Genomic DNA, 16,467 nt, shown 5'->3' with positions numbered 1-16,467 from the left:
TCTACTCCTTTATATTCTCGGAAATTTTGATTTGTTCCGCGCCCAATGTGCCGATCACGGTCGCGATAAGCACCGAGCCTACCATCATCATCGGACTCATCAGATACGCAGAAAGCGGATTGACGGTAAACTGGAACGCCGACGCTCCAAAGGAAGAAATCACCGCGCCCGCAACCATCTCCCCGAGCGTGTTAGCCAATAACGTGCCGAGAATCATGCCGACAATCAGAACGATTGCCGATCGCGAAACATACTGCACCTTAATATCTGAATTTGTAAAACCGAACGCTTTCATGACGGCAATGGAATGCCTGTCTTTTGCGACAAGCATTGTCATGAACAACCATGTAACCAATACCGTTATCATTAGCGCGACGACAATTGCGGTATTGGAAGCCTTACCGACGGAGCTTATGGTGGAGCCGTATGTCTGTGCAATATATTCATCAATGTCCGAAACCTTTGCATAATCAAATCTGTCCGCATATTCCGCAACCTTACGATCGATAGGAGTTTGTTGCGTGAACTCCGCATAAATCACGTACCACATAATGTCTGTCGAATGGTCGCTGAAAACAGCCTTGGCGGTCTTACCTCCGTTGGTAATATCCGAATAAACGCCGCTTACCGTGAGTCTTTGTTCCTTCCCTTCAATCACCAACGTAATGGTATCGCCAACCTGTTTGCTCAGTTCATTGGCATTCATAGTGGAAAGAGCAATTTCGTCTTCTGCGACAGGTGCTCTACCTTCAGCATATGCTACGGGAAAGATGGAATGGTCGCCGAGTTCGATCTTCAACCTTTCCTCCGAACCGTCCGCCGCCTTGGTCTTAAAAGTTTTGGTTGCAAGCTTCGAATACGTTGAAATATCATTGTCGTTGTTCATGGTGTCTATAATTTCAGCGGCTCTTCCCGAAAGATTGTCCGTCTGCTGAATGTCTATGCGCATGTCGCTGTGACCTATCCCCATATATTTTATGAAGCTTTTTGAGGAAATCGTGTTGTGGAGGTTCTGCGGAACAATCATGATGAATGTAGAGATTATCAGTACGGCCAGCATCGTGGCGTAGATTTTTTTCCTTGCGAGGACATCTTTGACACCAAGAAAAATATTCGCACTTAACAGCCTGTTCCCGCTCAAGGTCAGACGTTGTGCGCCCGTGGTTTTTTCTTGTGAAGTGCCAAACCGGATCGCTTCGGCGGCCGATATTCTCCGAAAGCGTCTCAGCACCCTGTTTACATAGGAGATGATGGCAAGAAATACAAGCAGTACGCTGATGATTCCGAGCAAGATGGCAAGAGAACGATTGTCGCTTCCCCCCATATGAAGACGGATATTGTCAAGAAGCATACCTCTGAACATAAAAGAAAGTGCAAGACCAAGAATGCAGCCTGCCATTGCAATCGCGGCGTACTTCGCAAGATAAATCTTCTTCATATCGTTGATACGCAGCCCTATTGCCTTCAAGACGCCAATTTCGCGGTAATCGTCTTCGATGTTCGCCAGGAGCGTAAGGCGAATACACATCAAGGCAATTACAACAACCAGGATGCTTACAAGAAGAACAATCCCTATCATCATGCCATCGGAAAGTGCGTTCATCATTTTGAAAAGCGAATAGGTAACCGTGGGTCCATTCGCTTCAAGTCCCGCCGCGGCATAAGCCGTTTCGAATTCGCCGAGTTTGGACAGATCCTTTAATCTAAACTCGATTAGATACTCTATGCTGCCAGCATTCTTCAATTCTGCGAAGTCATTTGGACTGATCAAGAATCTTTTCGAAGAGGCTAGCGGGGAATTCATCTGCGAATCTCGCAGGAATCCCGCGACCGTAAATTCCTTCCCGCTCACGGTAGCTTTGTCGCCAACCTGGATGTAGCTGTCCTTGATGTAGCTGATTGGAACATAAAGCTCTCCATCCGATGCATCTATGACACGACCGTCAAGATCCAGGAGATAATCGAACCTTTCGCTCTGGATACTGAACCCATTATCCTGCACGCTATTCGCAAGCGAACGATCGCCAAATCGTATTTGCGAGCCGTCTATGTTAAGAAATGCAAGCACCTGAAATTCCTCGACATTGGTATCTTCCTCTGCAAAAGCCTGAAGTTGTTTGGGATCGATCTCACCGGAGTGCATCTGCATAAAATGCGGCGTTTTCGCCATAGTCATGAATTCATTTAACGCTCCCGAAAGATTGACAAAGAGGATGGCCGCAAGCGAAACAAGCATAGCTGCAGCAGCAATAAATATCATGGTTGTCAAGGTGATCCCTTTGCTGTTTGAAATATCATTGCGGATGATTCTGTAATACATAAGTCCTCCATGGATTCAGGCTTTTCAACCGATTTGGGGTTGTACAGAATGACCAACTTAGATACTGCCAGGCATCTTCATAACGTCCATTAAGCTACCGCTTTCTGCACCAAGTAATCTTTCTACATTGTAGATAAAAGCCATCATTCGTGAAGAGCGTTCCTCGTTCGTGAGTGTAATCATATCATCATCGTCAAAAAGGGTATTCGCATAGATCACCACCATTTCCATGCATTCATACGGAAACGGTGTGCTGAACATTCCCTGCTGAATACCTTCCCGAATGATTTCCGTCAGGATCGGCGGCACACCATTGACGATGACCTTTTGTATTTTTTGATGCATCAGCGCATTCTGCGGCTTATGGATATGCTCCATCATTTCTTTGCTGCCTCCACCACTTATGTTCAGTGCCATGACAACACGGGTAAGCCGCTCGACTACGGGTATGCTCTTGTCTATGGCAATTTCCTGTGCTGCACTTAGAAGACGGTCACTATATCGCTCGATCAGCGCGTCCATAATATCCTCTTTCGACTTGAAGTGATGATACAATGTCCCCCGCGCAATTCCGACCTTCTCGAGAATATTGTTTGTACTTGTGCCGTCAAATCCCTTTAGACCAAAAAGTTCGTCCGCCGCATCAAGGATTTCATTCCTGCGTTCCTCCGCTTGTTTTACAACTCGCATGTATATATCTCCTTTGCTTGATACCGACCGACTGACTGTCGGTTATATAGTAACATATACCATATTAAAAATAAAACTTCAAACCCTAGTCCATCCGCCGTGCGACAGACAAGGGCTTGAAGCAATGCTTCCACTTGCAAATTCTTCAACGAAATGGTATTTGCGTCCTAGCTTCCATATTCGCGTACATAATCTGAGCTTTCTTTTAAATGAACAATATCATGGCCTGTTGGATTCTGGAAAGCTCGAAGCCCGAATGTCGAGGCAACGGCAAAGATATGATCGAAGATATCCGCCTGTATCGATTCATATATGCCCCAGTTCGTATCATTCGTGAACGCATAGATTTCCAGTGGCATTCCATTATCGCCGGGCGCTAACTGTCTGACGATGAGCGTCATGTCCTTATGGATTCTCGGATGATTTTTCAAATACTCCTGAATATAAATTCGGAACACGCCGATATTAGTCAATTGTCTTCCATTAACGTTGCTATCCCTATTGATCTGATGCTCCAGGTTATACTCCTCAATCTCTTCTAATCGGCTCGCAACATAGTCGGACAGGTAGTGGATCTTCCGAAATTCCTCGATCATATCCTGGGTACAAAAGCAGATGCTGCTCGTGTCGATATAAATGCTCCGCTTGATTCTTCGGCCGCCGGATACCTGCATCCCCCGCCAGTTCTTAAATGAATCCGAAATGAGTGCATAGCTGGGAATCATGGTGATCGTCTTATCGAAGTTCATGACCTTCACCGTGTTCAAGGTAATGTCGATGACATCGCCGTCAGCATCATATTTGGGCATCTCGATCCAGTCGCCAACCCGCACCATATCATTGGACGATAACTGCACCCCGGCCACGAGACCAAGGATGGAATCCTTGAATACGAGCATCAGAACCGCCGACAAGGCGCCAAGCCCACTGAGAATGATCAGCGGATTCTGGCCGATGAGGTTCGAGATGACAATGATGCCGCCAATAATGAACAGCACGATTTTGGCCACCTGGATGTAGCTCTTGATCGGTCTGACCTTGGACACTTCAAACGAGCGATAAATCTCGTCAAACGCATTCAGCAGCGCATTGAACACCATGATCGTAACAATGATCATATACGTCATTGCTGCTTTTTCAATTAGGGTCTGGTACGCCGGAAAGATCGACGCCGAGAAATAAATAATGATCGCCGGCACGAGATGCGACAGCTTGTGGAACACTTTTTTCTCCACGATGATATTGTCCCACGTATACCGATTGTTGTTGACGATATGAATAATCGTCTTCAGCACGATCTTCTTCGCGATGTAATTAGCCAGAATCGAGACCAGCGCAATGAAAAGGACCATGATCATGTTGGATAGATAAATCACCGTTTGCTCGCTCATGCCGTATCCGTCTAGTTGGTTTCTGATAAAATCCATTGGTTCCTCCTACCGCTGTTTATGTTAGCCTATTATTATAAAATAGATTCTAGTACTACGCAAAAGAACAAAAAATCCCATTGGAAGCCCGATCTGTAGTGATCCTTATAGCCGATAGGCATTCGTCATAGGACATGCTGCTTATACTCGCGAGGTGCGATTCCGATATAAGTTGGCTATAATAAAAAGTAAACATCTTGATTCCGTGAATACGGGTATACGACTGGATGATTATAGTAAAGGCAGGGTAAGTTATGCGTACACGCGTCCATATGATTGCTCCATATGAAGCAATGATTCCCGTAATACAAGAGTGCATTCCCCATTTTCCCGAGCTGGACATTCAGTATGCGGTCGGCGACTTGATGAAAGGAGCCGAATTAGCAGCGCATGCCGAGAAAGACGGGGCCGAAGTAATTATTAGTCGCGGCGGTACGGCGCAACGGATCAAAGACGCGGTGACCATCCCGGTCATTGACGTCCACCTCTCGGGATACGACATGATCCGTTCATTGACACTAGCGAGCCAGTTTAACGAGAAAACCGCCATCGTCGGCTTTTCCAATATAACCTCAGGCGCACAATCGATTATAGATCTGATGGACTTGCCTTTAAAAGTTTACACGATACATAGCTCTGAAGACGTTGCAAGGTTACTACTAGAGCTGAAGGCCGACGGTTACCGTCAGATTGTTGGTGACGTGGTCACCGTGAATACAGCCAAGGCATACGGTTTGAACGGTTTGTTAATACATTCCGGCAAGGAATCAATCGTAAGAGCCCTTGAGGATGCCCAGCTTATCTATCGCTACCTTAGCAAAAACAATGTCGTCTCGTTGATATTGAACGATCTGGTTATGAAGGAACATCCGAATCTCGTCATATTTAACGATCAGAATGAGATCATATTCGAGCAATTGACCGATTTCGACCATAGCCCGTTGACGGATCATCATATTTTCCTAACCAATACCAACTTGGATTTCCACAAATCCATCATTCAGAACGTCTTTATGGTCGACGACTTCCAGCTTGCGGTCACGGCGTATGAAACGACATTGAATCATACAACGTATAAAGTTTACACTCTGGAAAAGGAACAACCTTATGAATTAACGCAGCCAGGGATAAAAGTAATCACTGATGCTTTAACTGAGCCGATCGTAGCTGAATCCTCCGCTATGCGTTCAACATTGGAGAACATCGAAGCCCTTTATAAACACCTTGAACCTATTCATCTGCTCGGGGAGAAAGATACGGGGAAGTCATTCATCGTTCAATACATTTCTCAATTGTACTCGGAAGGCGGCTTGCTGCTACAGGTCGATGCAGCTCAAGTTCCCCCGGGTCAGTTAGAGAAGATTCCGCTGTCCAACGTTCGCAATGTCGAATTGCTTCATATTGAACAAGGTATTCATGATCCTCGGTTCACAGCATTCATTGAGGCCTGCCAACACAGGCGAATTGGCATATTCATGCTTAGCGAGCAGGCGCTTGACCGACCTGGAGCCGAGATGGCGAAGCTGAATACGATCATCATGCCGTCGCTGTCTGACCGCTTGGACGATCTGCCTTCGCTCATTCAGCATTTTTTAAGCCGATACCATCAGAAATACGGGACTACTGCGGTGAAGATTAAGGATGACGCATTACAGCTGCTGCGACAAGCTGCTTCGCGTATGACAATCGGGCAGCTTAAACAGATCATCAAACAAGCCGCCTTGAACGAAGCGGATTACGTAATCTCAGCCGAAACATTATCGCGTCTACTGGATGGGAATTCCGCCTCAAGCCCCATCCAACTGGAAGGGACGCTAAAAGAGATCGAGAAAGAAATTATTCAACACGTACTTCATGAGGAAAATAATAACCAATCGAGAGCGGCAGAACGATTAGGGATTAATCGAGCCACACTTTGGCGTAAACTTAAAGAGTAACTTTAAGTTTACGCTCTTTTTCATCATATATGTTGCAATTTTAAACATTTTTACGGAATTATAATATTTACAAAAATTATATGTTGCTAAAATAAACAATTTGGACTACTATAATTACTGCAAACGCTTCAATAAAACGATTACACAAGGAGCTAATATTATGAAAATCAAAGCAACATTAGATCGTATCCCTGGCGGTATGATGGTTGTTCCTCTCCTCATCGGAGCATGTATCAATACATTTGCACCAAACGCTTTGCGGATCGGCGGTTTCACGGAGGCCTTATTCGTGAATAGCTCAAGTACGCTCATCGCCCTCTTCTTATTGATTGCCGGAACGCAAATCACGTTTAAGACAGCGGGATCTTCCGTCGGAAAAGGCGTCACATTGCTGGTGTTTAAATGGGTGATCGGTGCGGCACTAGGTTTGATCGCCATTCTGTTTGCGGATTCCAATGGATTATTCCTTGGTCTTGCCCCGCTCGCCATTATCGCCGCGATGACGAATTCCAACGGCGGACTGTATATTGCGTTAGCAGGACAATACGGGAAAGAAGATGACAAAGCTGCCTACCCTTTCCTTGCACTGAGCGACGGGCCGTTCTTGACGATGGTCGCGCTCTCGATCTTCGGCGCCATGGGCTTTGCTAATGGCATGTTCTCGCCGATGTCTTTCGTTGCGGTACTACTTCCCCTGCTCGTCGGTGTCGTGATCGGAAACCTGGACCGGGATATGGCCGATTGGCTGCATAAAGGCAGCGACAAGCTGGTTCCTTTCTTTGCCTTCTCTCTGGGTATGGGCATCAACTTTTCGTCCATCATCCAAGGCGGACTCAGCGGTATCTTGCTTGGCGTGCTGACCGTATTGCTTACCGGCGGAATTGGCTTCCTGTTATTCAGAGCCATTGGCTGGAACCCGATCGTCGGGGCTTCGGAAGGCTCCACAGCAGGTAATGCAGTAGGTACTCCAGCTGCGATTGTGGCTGCGAACGCATCATTTGCTCCCATCGCCGAACTGGCAACCGTACAAATTGCCGCAAGCGTAGTGACAACCGCGATTCTTCTGCCCATCTTCATTGGTTTCCTGTCCAAACGACTTGAGAAATCAGGCGGCGTGGAGAAATACAACCAAAGACCCACATCATAGAGGTATGGATTAACCCCTCTATCCCATCAGCTATTTAGGAGGAGGCAACTGCATGAAACTAGCTATTATCGCCGATGACTTGACCGGTGCCAATGACAGCGGGGTCCAACTCGCTCGTCATGGCCTAAAAACAAGCGTGTTATTCGACATGGACGAAGACAACATCCATCATTATGATGCGGTCGTCTTCGATACCGATAGCCGTTCCATCGTCCCGGAAGAAGCTTATCAGCGAGTAAGCCGGGCCGCTCAATTTTTAACGCAAGCCGGATTTGATACGATTTTTAAGAAAATGGACTCCACCATGCGCGGCAATATCGGGCTCGAAATCGATGCCGTGTATGACGTAGTGAAGCCCGACTTTATGATGATCGTCCCGGGTTATCCCAAGAACAATCGCACCATTCTCAACGCGACCCATTACTTGAATGGTATACCGCTGGCGGAAACCGAGATCGCTAACGATCCCAAGACACCGGTCACCCATTCCTATCTTCCTGACTTGCTCCGACAGCAAACGAAGTATGCCGTCGGCATGATTTCAGTCAGCGATCTGGATGCTGGAGCAGACCACGTTGAGATCAAGTTGAACGAAATGAAAAAACAGCGTATTCCGTATGTGGTGGTTGACTCCACGGAAGAAGCACATTTAGAGCAAATCCTGCACATCACCAGACAACTTGACTTTCGTTTCGCATGGGCTGGTTCTGCAGGCATTGCCAACTATCTGCCGGCTCATTACGGCATTTCCAGCCATTCGGTCGAGCTTGCCATCGCGCGCAATCCAGGGCCGATCCTTACTGTCGTAGGCAGCGTGAACAAGAACTCGCGCGCACAGCTTAAACAGCTGCTTGAACAAACCGATGTTTACCCGGTACCATTCAGTTCCTACAAAGCTGTATCCGAGCAAGCCGAGCGCGATGCGGAAATCAGCCGGGTATATGAAGAAGTAAAGACCGTCGCTCTCGAAGGTAAAGATATCGTCTTCTACTCGACCGCTGAACAGCGTGATATCGAACAAGCACGTGCCGTTGGCGAGGCTAGAGGCTCGATCATACCGAAGTCAGTAATGAGATTGTACGTGCCATTGGTGAAATCTGTGCCAAGTTGCTCGGGAACGGGTATTTCACAGGCGTATCCATGACTGGCGGAGATACCGCTAAACAGATCTGCATGAAATGGAATATTAGCGGTTTTGAATTGCTGGACGAGCTTGAAATCGGCGTGCCGATTTCGAAATTCCTAGGCAACGATGAGCTATATGTCATCACCAAGGCTGGCGGATTCGGCCAACCCGACGTATTTATCCATGCGATTCAAAAGTTAAAAGGAGGCCATTCAGCATGAAACCGACTGTTGGAATCACGATGGGCGATGCGGCAGGCATCGGACCGGAGATTATTATGAAGGCATTGTCCCATCAGGAAATGTACGATAACTGCAACCCACTCGTGATCGGAGATGCAAAAATTTTAGAGCGGGTGCTGCCCATTATCGCTTCAGACCTGAAGGTACATGCGATTCAAGATGCGACCGAGGCCAAATACGAATTCGGCACGGTAGATGTCATCGATCTGGATCTGGTTCCCGCTGACCTCCCATTCGGAGAAGTGTCCGCGGTTGCGGGAGATGCGGCTTTTCAATTCCTGGCTAGAGCGATCGATCTGGCGAAGCAGCGGAAGATCCACTCCATCTGCACGGCTCCGCTGAACAAGGAAGCCTTGCACCAAGGCGGACATTTGTATCCGGGACACACGGAAATTTTGGCTGATCTCACGGACACGAAAGACTTCTCGATGATGCTGACGACTCCGAATCTGCGTGTCATTCACCTCACAACGCATATGGGATTGATCGAAGCCATTCAGAGCATCAACCCGGAAAGAACGTACACCGTCGTCAAGCTGGCCCATGATACCTTGGAGAAAGCCGGTCTCGACAATCCAAGAGTTGCTGTCTGCGGAATTAACCCGCATGCGGGCGAGAACGGCTTGTTCGGCAACGGCGAAGAAGAGGAGAAACTGCAGCCGGGCATCGAACGTGCCCAGCAGGAAGGCATTAACGTCGTGGGCCCCCTGCCGGCGGACACGTTATTCTTCAGAGCCGGCAGAGGCGATTTCGATATCGTTGTTGCCTGCTATCATGATCAGGGACATGCACCAGTCAAGGTCATGGGCATCGAAGAGGGCGTGAACATCACGGTCGGACTGAAAGGCGGCATCATCCGCACCTCCGTCGACCATGGTACCGCCTTCGATATTGCAGGGAAGAACATCGCCGACGACAAGAGCATGCTCGCCGCGATCCGTTCTGCCATTGAGCTGGCACCGAAGGATCAGATCTAAGCGTGTAAGGATTGCATAGTTAAAAGACCCAGCATTTGCTGGGTCTTTTTGTTATGGTCAATGTCAACCCTTCTCCAACCTACTTTTTCCTAACGATGAATGTCCATCTTCAAGAATGTGATAACTGCTCGCCACACACCCGCATAAACCGCATGAAAGACACCATTAAAACAATCGACACCACGAACATAACAATAACCGTCACCATAAACAAGGGTGGGATGAGGATCAGAACGAATAGAAATAGGCTGGCTATTTGAAAGACAAGAAAAAAGCTCCATTTCTTCTCGCTTCCTTCATAATATCTGAACGATTCCGACTGGACGCCATGTCCTTGATTCCCATTAGCAAACGATAGACGACTACAAGAAGCAGCACAAGCGTTACCACCCCCATAATGATGCCAATCGGATTGATCTGAGTCTCTTCCCCTTGATTAGGCTGCTGATATATGGTGAATACAGACAGGAACACTAGAACCAAATTGAAGATTTTCCCCTTGGCAAAATGTTCGCTATACCCGGCAAGCGCTTGAAATCCCATCGCGAACAAGATATACCCGATAATGTCCGGTAATATATCTACACCCTGGATTCTGAAATTAAATAAGATAAACAAAAATCCCCAGAAAAACTTGTTACATCCCTCTTGTATCATAAATCCTCCTGTAGTTCACCAATAGTGAAATCATAATGAAGTATTCGCTAATATTCATTAGTATGAGTACCAGTCATTAGTATACCAGGGAATGGAAAACGAGAGCTAAAAACAATGCCGAGCGAAGGACTGGTTGTCTTAATGGAAACTACATCGAGAGTTGTTTCACCATGAGCGCTTCAAAAAAACTAAAGCGCTATGCGGAAGAAAGGACAGAAAATATAGTCCCTTCTCATTAAAACTATGCAAAAAGCCCGCTCACTGAGCGGGCTTTTTGCATAGATATGGAGGCAAACCGTGGCTGTATAAAACCATAGTTCGCCGCTACCCCTATTCCTTCCAATTCTCGATTCCAGTCTCGAAGTGCTCAAATGAATGCGGAATCGAAGCTTCCATAATGTCTGAATAATTCATGTGATCTTCCGGAACATCGGTCCATTTGGGTCCGACCTTGATTTCCCAAGGTTTGCGATCCAGCAACTGATTCAGAATCCGAACGACCTCTAATCTCGTAATGGATTGACCCGGATTGAAAGTGTCCTCCGTGAAATCGAACAGCAGCCCTTGCTTCTGGGCGGTTGCAATGGCTTTTTCAGCCCAATGCCCCGCTACATCAGTATACGTGCTTGTCTGGGCGACGTCCCATTGGTATACATTCATGAGGATCTGTGCGAATTCCGCTCTGGTGATCTGTTTCTTCGGCTGGAACGTGTTGTCGCCGAAACCGACCATCCATTTATTGTTGGTGGCTATCGTGATTGCATTCACAGCCCAATGTTTTGCATTGACATCTAAATACGATACTTGATTAGAGCCCGCTGCAGATGCATACAAACGGGACAGGATTGCTGCCATCTCTGACCGGACAATCCCGCGATCTGCCTGGAACGTGCCGTCAGGATATCCAACCATATACGCACTATGAGCGCCTGAGTCCTTCACTTTCGGTTGTGCAGAGAAGCTAAATTTGACGATCGTCTCGCCGACGTGGATGATGCCGTCTTTAATGTAGCTGTCATTCCCAAAACGCTCTTCTCGCTTATCATTCCGGCTGTCAAAAATCGTATAGCCGTTCTTCTCGCCCAGGAAATAGTAATCTCCTTCTGCGTAAACCATCCAGCCGTACTCACCGCTGTCCGAGCTCATCTGTGGGTTATGGTTTTTGTTCGGCGCAAAATCCGGAAGTTCCGGCAATTGAACAAGCGTACCCGGCACTCTGCCTTTGGATCGGTTCAGTTCGGTGTCGGCCCAATACAATTGCATGTTTACTCCTGCAACAGGCTGGCCTGTCACCTTATCGAGAATCGTGCCATACGGATCGACTAGATCTACGGATAACTTTGCCTTTCCATCGCCATCAACGCTTAGCTTGCCCGCAGGACCAGCCAATTTTTCGCCGTTAGGGGCGATCACATTCAGTGACAAGGTATACTCGCCAGGCGCGACTTTCGGAAGCGTGAAACTGCCATCCTGGTTCATGACGATATTCGGCAGATGAAGCTCTTGGCCGGTCGCCGATTTGATTTTCCCCGATACTTTTAAATTCTCTCCGACGAGCTTCGTAATCTTCTCCTGAACGGCTTTGCCCCCATTGGCTTGATCAGAAACAATGACTTCCGGCTTCATTGTAGCTGGCGGCTGCACAACTTCCGTGTTCCCTGCCGGCGGATTTGCCGGAGGTTCTGAAGGCTCAATTGTTCGGATCGTGACCACATTGGATAAGCCTGCATGTGGACCTGACTCGACCTTCAAACGGAAATGGTAGGTTTCACGACTCGATAGATTGATGATGGTTGCTCTCGTCGAACCAGCGTCCAACGTCTCCACCGGGCTAACCGGTATATAGGTGATGCCGTCCGTGGATAGTTCAACAACAATATTCGACGCCCCTGTTAATGCGGGGAAATTCAGTGTCACTTGCTGATGGCCTGCCACAACCGATAAGGTCGTTATCGGTTCCGAAGGCATGGATTCGACCACATTGGACAAGCCTGCATGTGGACCCGATTCGACTTTTAAACGGAAATAATAGGTCTCACCGTTCGTTAATCCGGTTACGGTTGCACTCGTCGAAGTCGCATCCAAGGTCTCTACCGGGCTAACCGGAGCAAAGGTGGTTCCGTCCGTAGATTGCTCCACAACGATGTTCGTTGCTCCTGTTAAAGCAGGGAAATGCAATGTCACTTGTTGATTGCCAGCATCCGCTGCCAATGTGGTTAACGATTCTGAAGGTAAAGCTTCGACGACATTGGATTGACCATCGTAGAGTCCCGATTCAACTTTTAGCCGGAAATAGTAGGTCTCTCCGTTCGTTAATCCGGTCACGGTTGCGCTCGTTGAAGCGGCATCCAGCGTCTCTACCGGGCTAACCGGAGCAAAGGTAGTTCCGTCCGTAGATTGTTCCACAACGATGTTCGTTGCTCCTGTTAGCGCAGGGAAGTTCAATGTCACTTGTTGATTGCCGGCAACTGCTGCCAACGTGCTTAAAGGAGCAGGATCTGCGGCAATAACATAAACGGTAAACGTCTTCTCGCTTGTAAGCCCGTCTTTGGTGATGGTAGCTTTCAAGTTCACGTAAGTACCCGATTGAGAAATAACAGGCCTGGTCACGGTTCCGTCTGGTGCAATGATCGACGGCTGGTCAGAGGACCAGACTGTGGTTACACCACTGTCTTCATTCAAGGTCAGATTGTTTTTTACAGAGTTCTTGTTGTCACCAGGTTGATATTGGATGTCAGTACTGTTCTCGGCCGCTTCAATAGCCAGAATAGCCTCTCTATAATCCGAAATCAGTTGAGTTGCTATACGATCAGCAATCTCTTGAATGATATCGGTGTCGGATTTGTCGGAATCGACACGTAGTCCGCCATGTAGGATTCCGTCAATAAACGCTTGGTCGATGTCCTTATACGTTGCGTCCGTCACGCCTACATATTGGGCGCCGCTGTTGTTGAACGAATCCGTCAAATTGGATTGATTCGATCCACCGTCCAGTTCACCGCGAGGGTCATCGTTAATGTTCACGACATAACGCAAAGGTGCTGTCCCCCACTGGATATTATCTACGGCGACATCTAATGTCTTGCTCGAAGTGGAAAACAATCTCATATTTTCAAACTCAAAAATCGAGATGACCCCACAGCTATGGCCTACATGACTCACGATCGGGCCAAATTCGTTGCCGTAAACATTCGAGAGCGCTAAATTTCGAATAAGTTGGTCGCCATTATCCCACATATTCAACGTCGTATCCGTTGCAACAATTTTGATGCTGTGGTGGGTGGAGGCCCCTTTCGCATAACTTCCGATTTCGCTAACGCCTGGCATGCTGCTAAGAGATCTTGAATTTTCATTGTGCAGGGCGGCTGCGTCTACCTCATGGATCTTATATACTTTGACAGCGCCTTGGATATATAAAATCGCGTAGCCGCTCAGCTTCCCGTTGCTGTCGATCTGTGTGTTAAATAGAAAACCTCCGCCCTCCATGCTGTGGTAATCTACTTTGGATTCGTCCATGTCAAAGGTGATGATCTTTTTGCCTGAAGGGCTCCCTCTCGTCAGCATGAAGTCCTTGTAAGCAGGTGAAGTATAACCATAGAAGGTCAACGTATTGCCGTTGTTGGAAATTTGGACGTGGTTGTAATCAGCGGTTTCGACCGCCGGTGGGATCACATAACCACGATCTATATACCAACTATCATAACCGGAATGCACATGAGTCGTATCCGTTACCGCTGCCGGATCCGCGCTTGCGTCCATGATCGACACATATTTAGGATTTACTCCCTCTGCTATCAGTCTGGCTTTGACAGCATCGTTTAATTGGCTTTCAAATTCGCTTGGATCATAGGTACTGGTTCCGACATTATAATAAACCTCCGCCACTGGCGATAGTGCATACGCCATGGGCATATTCGTAACAACGAACAATACGGCCACGATCATTGAAATCATTTTTTTCTTCAATTGTTTCACCCATCCTGTAAATTAGTAACCTTGGTAACATCCTACGACTTCTTGTGCCCCTTACCCCTATTCATGGATTAACTATGCGGATAACACCCTCCAACGAAGCAGATTGTAAAAATGGTTAGTTCCAATGTATCAGGGACATCTCTCAAAAAACTCTCAAATCCGACCCGGCGATGGGTAGCTTTTTGAGAGATGTTTAACATATGATAGTACCCATAGAGATGCGACCACATGGTGAGAGTAATAGGTACTTTGGACTGGATCATGCTCCACGGCCTATTGGAAAAAAGGACCATTCCTGGATGCATTCAATGAAGGAGAGACGAGATGATGTGGAAGGTAATTATCGTAGAGGATGAGAAACCGATTCTGGGGATGAATGCCAGATTACTGGAAACCTATGGCCCCTTTCAAATTGTGGGCTGCTTCCAATCGCCACTCGATGCACTGCGGGAAATACCGAAACTGGATGCAGACGCCCTCTTGTTCGACATCGAAATGCCGAGAATGACGGGAATTCAATTGGCTCAGAACTTGGTGGAGGACGGTATTGACGTGCCCGTGATCTTCACAACCGCCCACCAGCAATATGCCATACAAGCCTTTCGCGTCCAGGCTCTGGACTATCTCCTGAAGCCAATGACACCCAATATGGTAGAACAGCTGGATGAGCGTCTGCAGAAGTATTATGGTCAAAGGCAGAAATTGAACCATAAGAAGCTATACGTCCAGCTATATGGAGAAGTATCCGTTATGAAAGGAGAGCAGCCTGTTAAATGGCCGACTCGCATAACGGAGGAGTTATTCTATTATTTCTTGCTTCACGACAATAAATTGTGCTATAAGTGGAGAATTATCGATGATCTCTGGACGAATGTAGAGGAGAAAAGGGCTCTTTCCAATTTGTATAATACGATTTATCGGATGCGGCAGCTATTCATGGAGTTGGATATTCCCATCGTCATTGAACGAATGAACGATGGTTACATGATGAATACCAACAATAGTATCGTCATAGCCAAAGAAAGTCCGAATGCCCTTCTTCTAGAATCAAAAGGCTATCTTTGGGCGTATCGTTGGGAATCGGTTATCTAATGCCGCTAAAGGCGAGAACACGCCCAAAGACCACATCCTCATGCGGATGTGGTCTTACATTTTTCAGATGTCATCCCTTCGAACTCGATATTAGCCTATCTTATTCTTACAGATTGGGGACTTGCCAATCGATTTCTGGAAGCCCCATATCTCGCAGAAATTCGTTCGCACGAGAAAACGGCCGGCTGCCAAAGAAACCGCGATGCGCAGACAATGGGCTCGGATGCGGCGAACGAATCAGCCGATGCCGCGGGTTCATAATGAGTTCCGCCTTCTTCTGTGCATGGCTTCCCCACAGCAGGAACACGACCGGTTCGTCTTTCCGATTAATCGTCTCAATGACTTGATCTGTAAATCTTTCCCATCCTCGGTTTTTATGTGAGTTCGCCTCATGCGCCCTGACCGTGAGCACCGTATTCAGAAGCAGCACCCCTTGCTGGGCCCATGTCAACAAATGGCCGTTATTGGGGATGTAACAGCCTAAATCATCCTTCAGTTCCTTAAACATATTTTGCAAGGATGGAGGCGTGCGGACCCCCTCCTTCACAGAGAAGCTTAAGCCGTGAGCCTGCCCCGGTCCATGGTAAGGATCCTGACCTAAAATCACAACCTTCGTATTAGCCAGTGATGTATAGTGCAGGGCATTAAAAATATCGTATTGGTCCGGATAAATCGTCCTCTCTTGATACTCATCGATCAGGAATTTCCGCAAATTTAAGTAGTATGCTTCTCAAACTCCTGTTCTAATTCGGACGCCCAGTCATTCTTCAATATCGCCATTTCTAGTATGATCCTCCTGCAATAGATTCAAGATTTGACTCGATTATATCATATGGGTCCGGTCGGTATTTTCATAGCAAAAAACAAGCCGCTGTTA

At 47.3% G+C, this 16,467-nt stretch carries 11 protein-coding genes and 1 pseudogene; 6 read left to right on the top strand and 6 right to left on the bottom strand.

Translation table 11 applies throughout. The annotated features are described in order from the left end of the window. Position 1: 1 nt before the first annotated feature. The 3 genes from JCM10914_RS08665 to JCM10914_RS08655 form a co-directional block, all read right to left on the bottom strand. Positions 2–2,320 carry an FtsX-like permease family protein gene (locus JCM10914_RS08665; RefSeq protein ID WP_023959699.1) on the bottom strand — a complete coding sequence of 773 codons (2,319 nt, stop codon included), beginning with the start codon at positions 2,318–2,320 and terminating at the stop codon, positions 2–4. 57 nt (positions 2,321–2,377) lie between these two features. Continuing rightward, positions 2,378–3,010 carry a TetR/AcrR family transcriptional regulator gene (locus JCM10914_RS08660; RefSeq protein WP_023959697.1) on the bottom strand — a complete coding sequence of 211 codons (633 nt, stop codon included), beginning with the start codon at positions 3,008–3,010 and terminating at the stop codon, positions 2,378–2,380. Between the two features lie 167 nt (positions 3,011–3,177). Beyond that, positions 3,178–4,437 (bottom strand): mechanosensitive ion channel family protein, encoded by a 1,260-nt coding sequence (locus JCM10914_RS08655; protein ID WP_023959695.1) that lies wholly within the window; start codon positions 4,435–4,437, stop codon positions 3,178–3,180. 254 nt (positions 4,438–4,691) lie between these two features. Here JCM10914_RS08655 and JCM10914_RS08650 point away from each other — a divergent pair, with 254 nt between their 5' ends. The 5 genes from JCM10914_RS08650 (at position 4,692) to pdxA (ending at position 9,866) form a co-directional block, all read left to right on the top strand. Further along, the gene (locus JCM10914_RS08650) at positions 4,692–6,374 is read left to right on the top strand and encodes a sigma-54-dependent Fis family transcriptional regulator (RefSeq protein ID WP_023959693.1); all 1,683 of its coding nucleotides are present in this window, start codon (positions 4,692–4,694) and stop codon (positions 6,372–6,374) included. 160 nt (positions 6,375–6,534) lie between these two features. After that, the gene (locus JCM10914_RS08645; protein WP_023959691.1) at positions 6,535–7,521 is read left to right on the top strand and encodes a 2-keto-3-deoxygluconate permease; all 987 of its coding nucleotides are present in this window, start codon (positions 6,535–6,537) and stop codon (positions 7,519–7,521) included. Between the two features lie 52 nt (positions 7,522–7,573). Beyond that, entirely contained in the window at positions 7,574–8,665 is a 1,092-nt protein-coding gene (locus tag JCM10914_RS08640; RefSeq protein WP_023959689.1) for a four-carbon acid sugar kinase family protein, read from the top strand. Next, the gene (locus JCM10914_RS29915; RefSeq protein ID WP_023959687.1) at positions 8,662–8,868 is read left to right on the top strand and encodes a nucleotide-binding domain containing protein; all 207 of its coding nucleotides are present in this window, start codon (positions 8,662–8,664) and stop codon (positions 8,866–8,868) included. Before JCM10914_RS08640 ends, JCM10914_RS29915 begins: the two co-directional genes overlap by 4 nt. Further along, positions 8,865–9,866 carry a 4-hydroxythreonine-4-phosphate dehydrogenase PdxA gene (gene pdxA, locus JCM10914_RS08635; RefSeq protein WP_023959685.1) on the top strand — a complete coding sequence of 334 codons (1,002 nt, stop codon included), beginning with the start codon at positions 8,865–8,867 and terminating at the stop codon, positions 9,864–9,866. Before JCM10914_RS29915 ends, pdxA begins: the two co-directional genes overlap by 4 nt. A 252-nt stretch (positions 9,867–10,118) precedes the next feature. Here pdxA and JCM10914_RS08630 read toward each other — a convergent pair whose 3' ends face one another. Both JCM10914_RS08630 and JCM10914_RS08625 read right to left on the bottom strand, forming a co-directional pair. After that, on the bottom strand, positions 10,119–10,523 hold the full coding sequence (locus tag JCM10914_RS08630) for a hypothetical protein (RefSeq protein ID WP_023959683.1): 405 nt from the start codon (positions 10,521–10,523) through the stop codon (positions 10,119–10,121). 330 nt (positions 10,524–10,853) lie between these two features. Then, positions 10,854–14,498, bottom strand: a complete 3,645-nt coding sequence (locus JCM10914_RS08625; RefSeq protein WP_231638581.1) for an S-layer homology domain-containing protein — start codon at positions 14,496–14,498, stop codon at positions 10,854–10,856. 327 nt (positions 14,499–14,825) lie between these two features. Between JCM10914_RS08625 and JCM10914_RS08620 the strand changes: the two genes are divergently transcribed. Then, positions 14,826–15,590 (top strand): LytTR family DNA-binding domain-containing protein, encoded by a 765-nt coding sequence (locus tag JCM10914_RS08620; RefSeq protein ID WP_036717459.1) that lies wholly within the window; start codon positions 14,826–14,828, stop codon positions 15,588–15,590. 106 nt (positions 15,591–15,696) lie between these two features. On the opposite strand, the pseudogene JCM10914_RS08615 reads toward JCM10914_RS08620, so the two are convergent. Beyond that, positions 15,697–16,370, bottom strand: a pseudogene (locus JCM10914_RS08615) (uracil-DNA glycosylase). Positions 16,371–16,467: the final 97 nt, after the last annotated feature.

The organism is Paenibacillus sp. JCM 10914 (assembly GCF_001315105.1).
In the GTDB taxonomy this organism is placed as follows: domain Bacteria; phylum Bacillota; class Bacilli; order Paenibacillales; family Paenibacillaceae; genus Paenibacillus_AQ.
This window is presented reverse-complemented; position numbering and strand designations above follow the sequence as displayed.

Bases quoted from the DNA above. Each gene is read 5' to 3' on its own strand.
- JCM10914_RS08665 (WP_023959699.1), bottom strand. From the start codon at position 2,320: ATGTATTACAGAATCATCCGCAATGATATTTCAAACAGCAAAGGGATC.
- JCM10914_RS08660 (WP_023959697.1), bottom strand. From the start codon at position 3,010: ATGCGAGTTGTAAAACAAGCGGAGGAACGCAGGAATGAAATCCTTGAT.
- JCM10914_RS08655 (WP_023959695.1), bottom strand. From the start codon at position 4,437: ATGGATTTTATCAGAAACCAACTAGACGGATACGGCATGAGCGAGCAA.
- JCM10914_RS08650 (WP_023959693.1), top strand. From the start codon at position 4,692: ATGCGTACACGCGTCCATATGATTGCTCCATATGAAGCAATGATTCCC.
- JCM10914_RS08645 (WP_023959691.1), top strand. From the start codon at position 6,535: ATGAAAATCAAAGCAACATTAGATCGTATCCCTGGCGGTATGATGGTT.
- JCM10914_RS08640 (WP_023959689.1), top strand. From the start codon at position 7,574: ATGAAACTAGCTATTATCGCCGATGACTTGACCGGTGCCAATGACAGC.
- JCM10914_RS29915 (WP_023959687.1), top strand. From the start codon at position 8,662: ATGACTGGCGGAGATACCGCTAAACAGATCTGCATGAAATGGAATATT.
- pdxA (WP_023959685.1), top strand. From the start codon at position 8,865: ATGAAACCGACTGTTGGAATCACGATGGGCGATGCGGCAGGCATCGGA.
- JCM10914_RS08630 (WP_023959683.1), bottom strand. From the start codon at position 10,523: ATGATACAAGAGGGATGTAACAAGTTTTTCTGGGGATTTTTGTTTATC.
- JCM10914_RS08620 (WP_036717459.1), top strand. From the start codon at position 14,826: ATGTGGAAGGTAATTATCGTAGAGGATGAGAAACCGATTCTGGGGATG.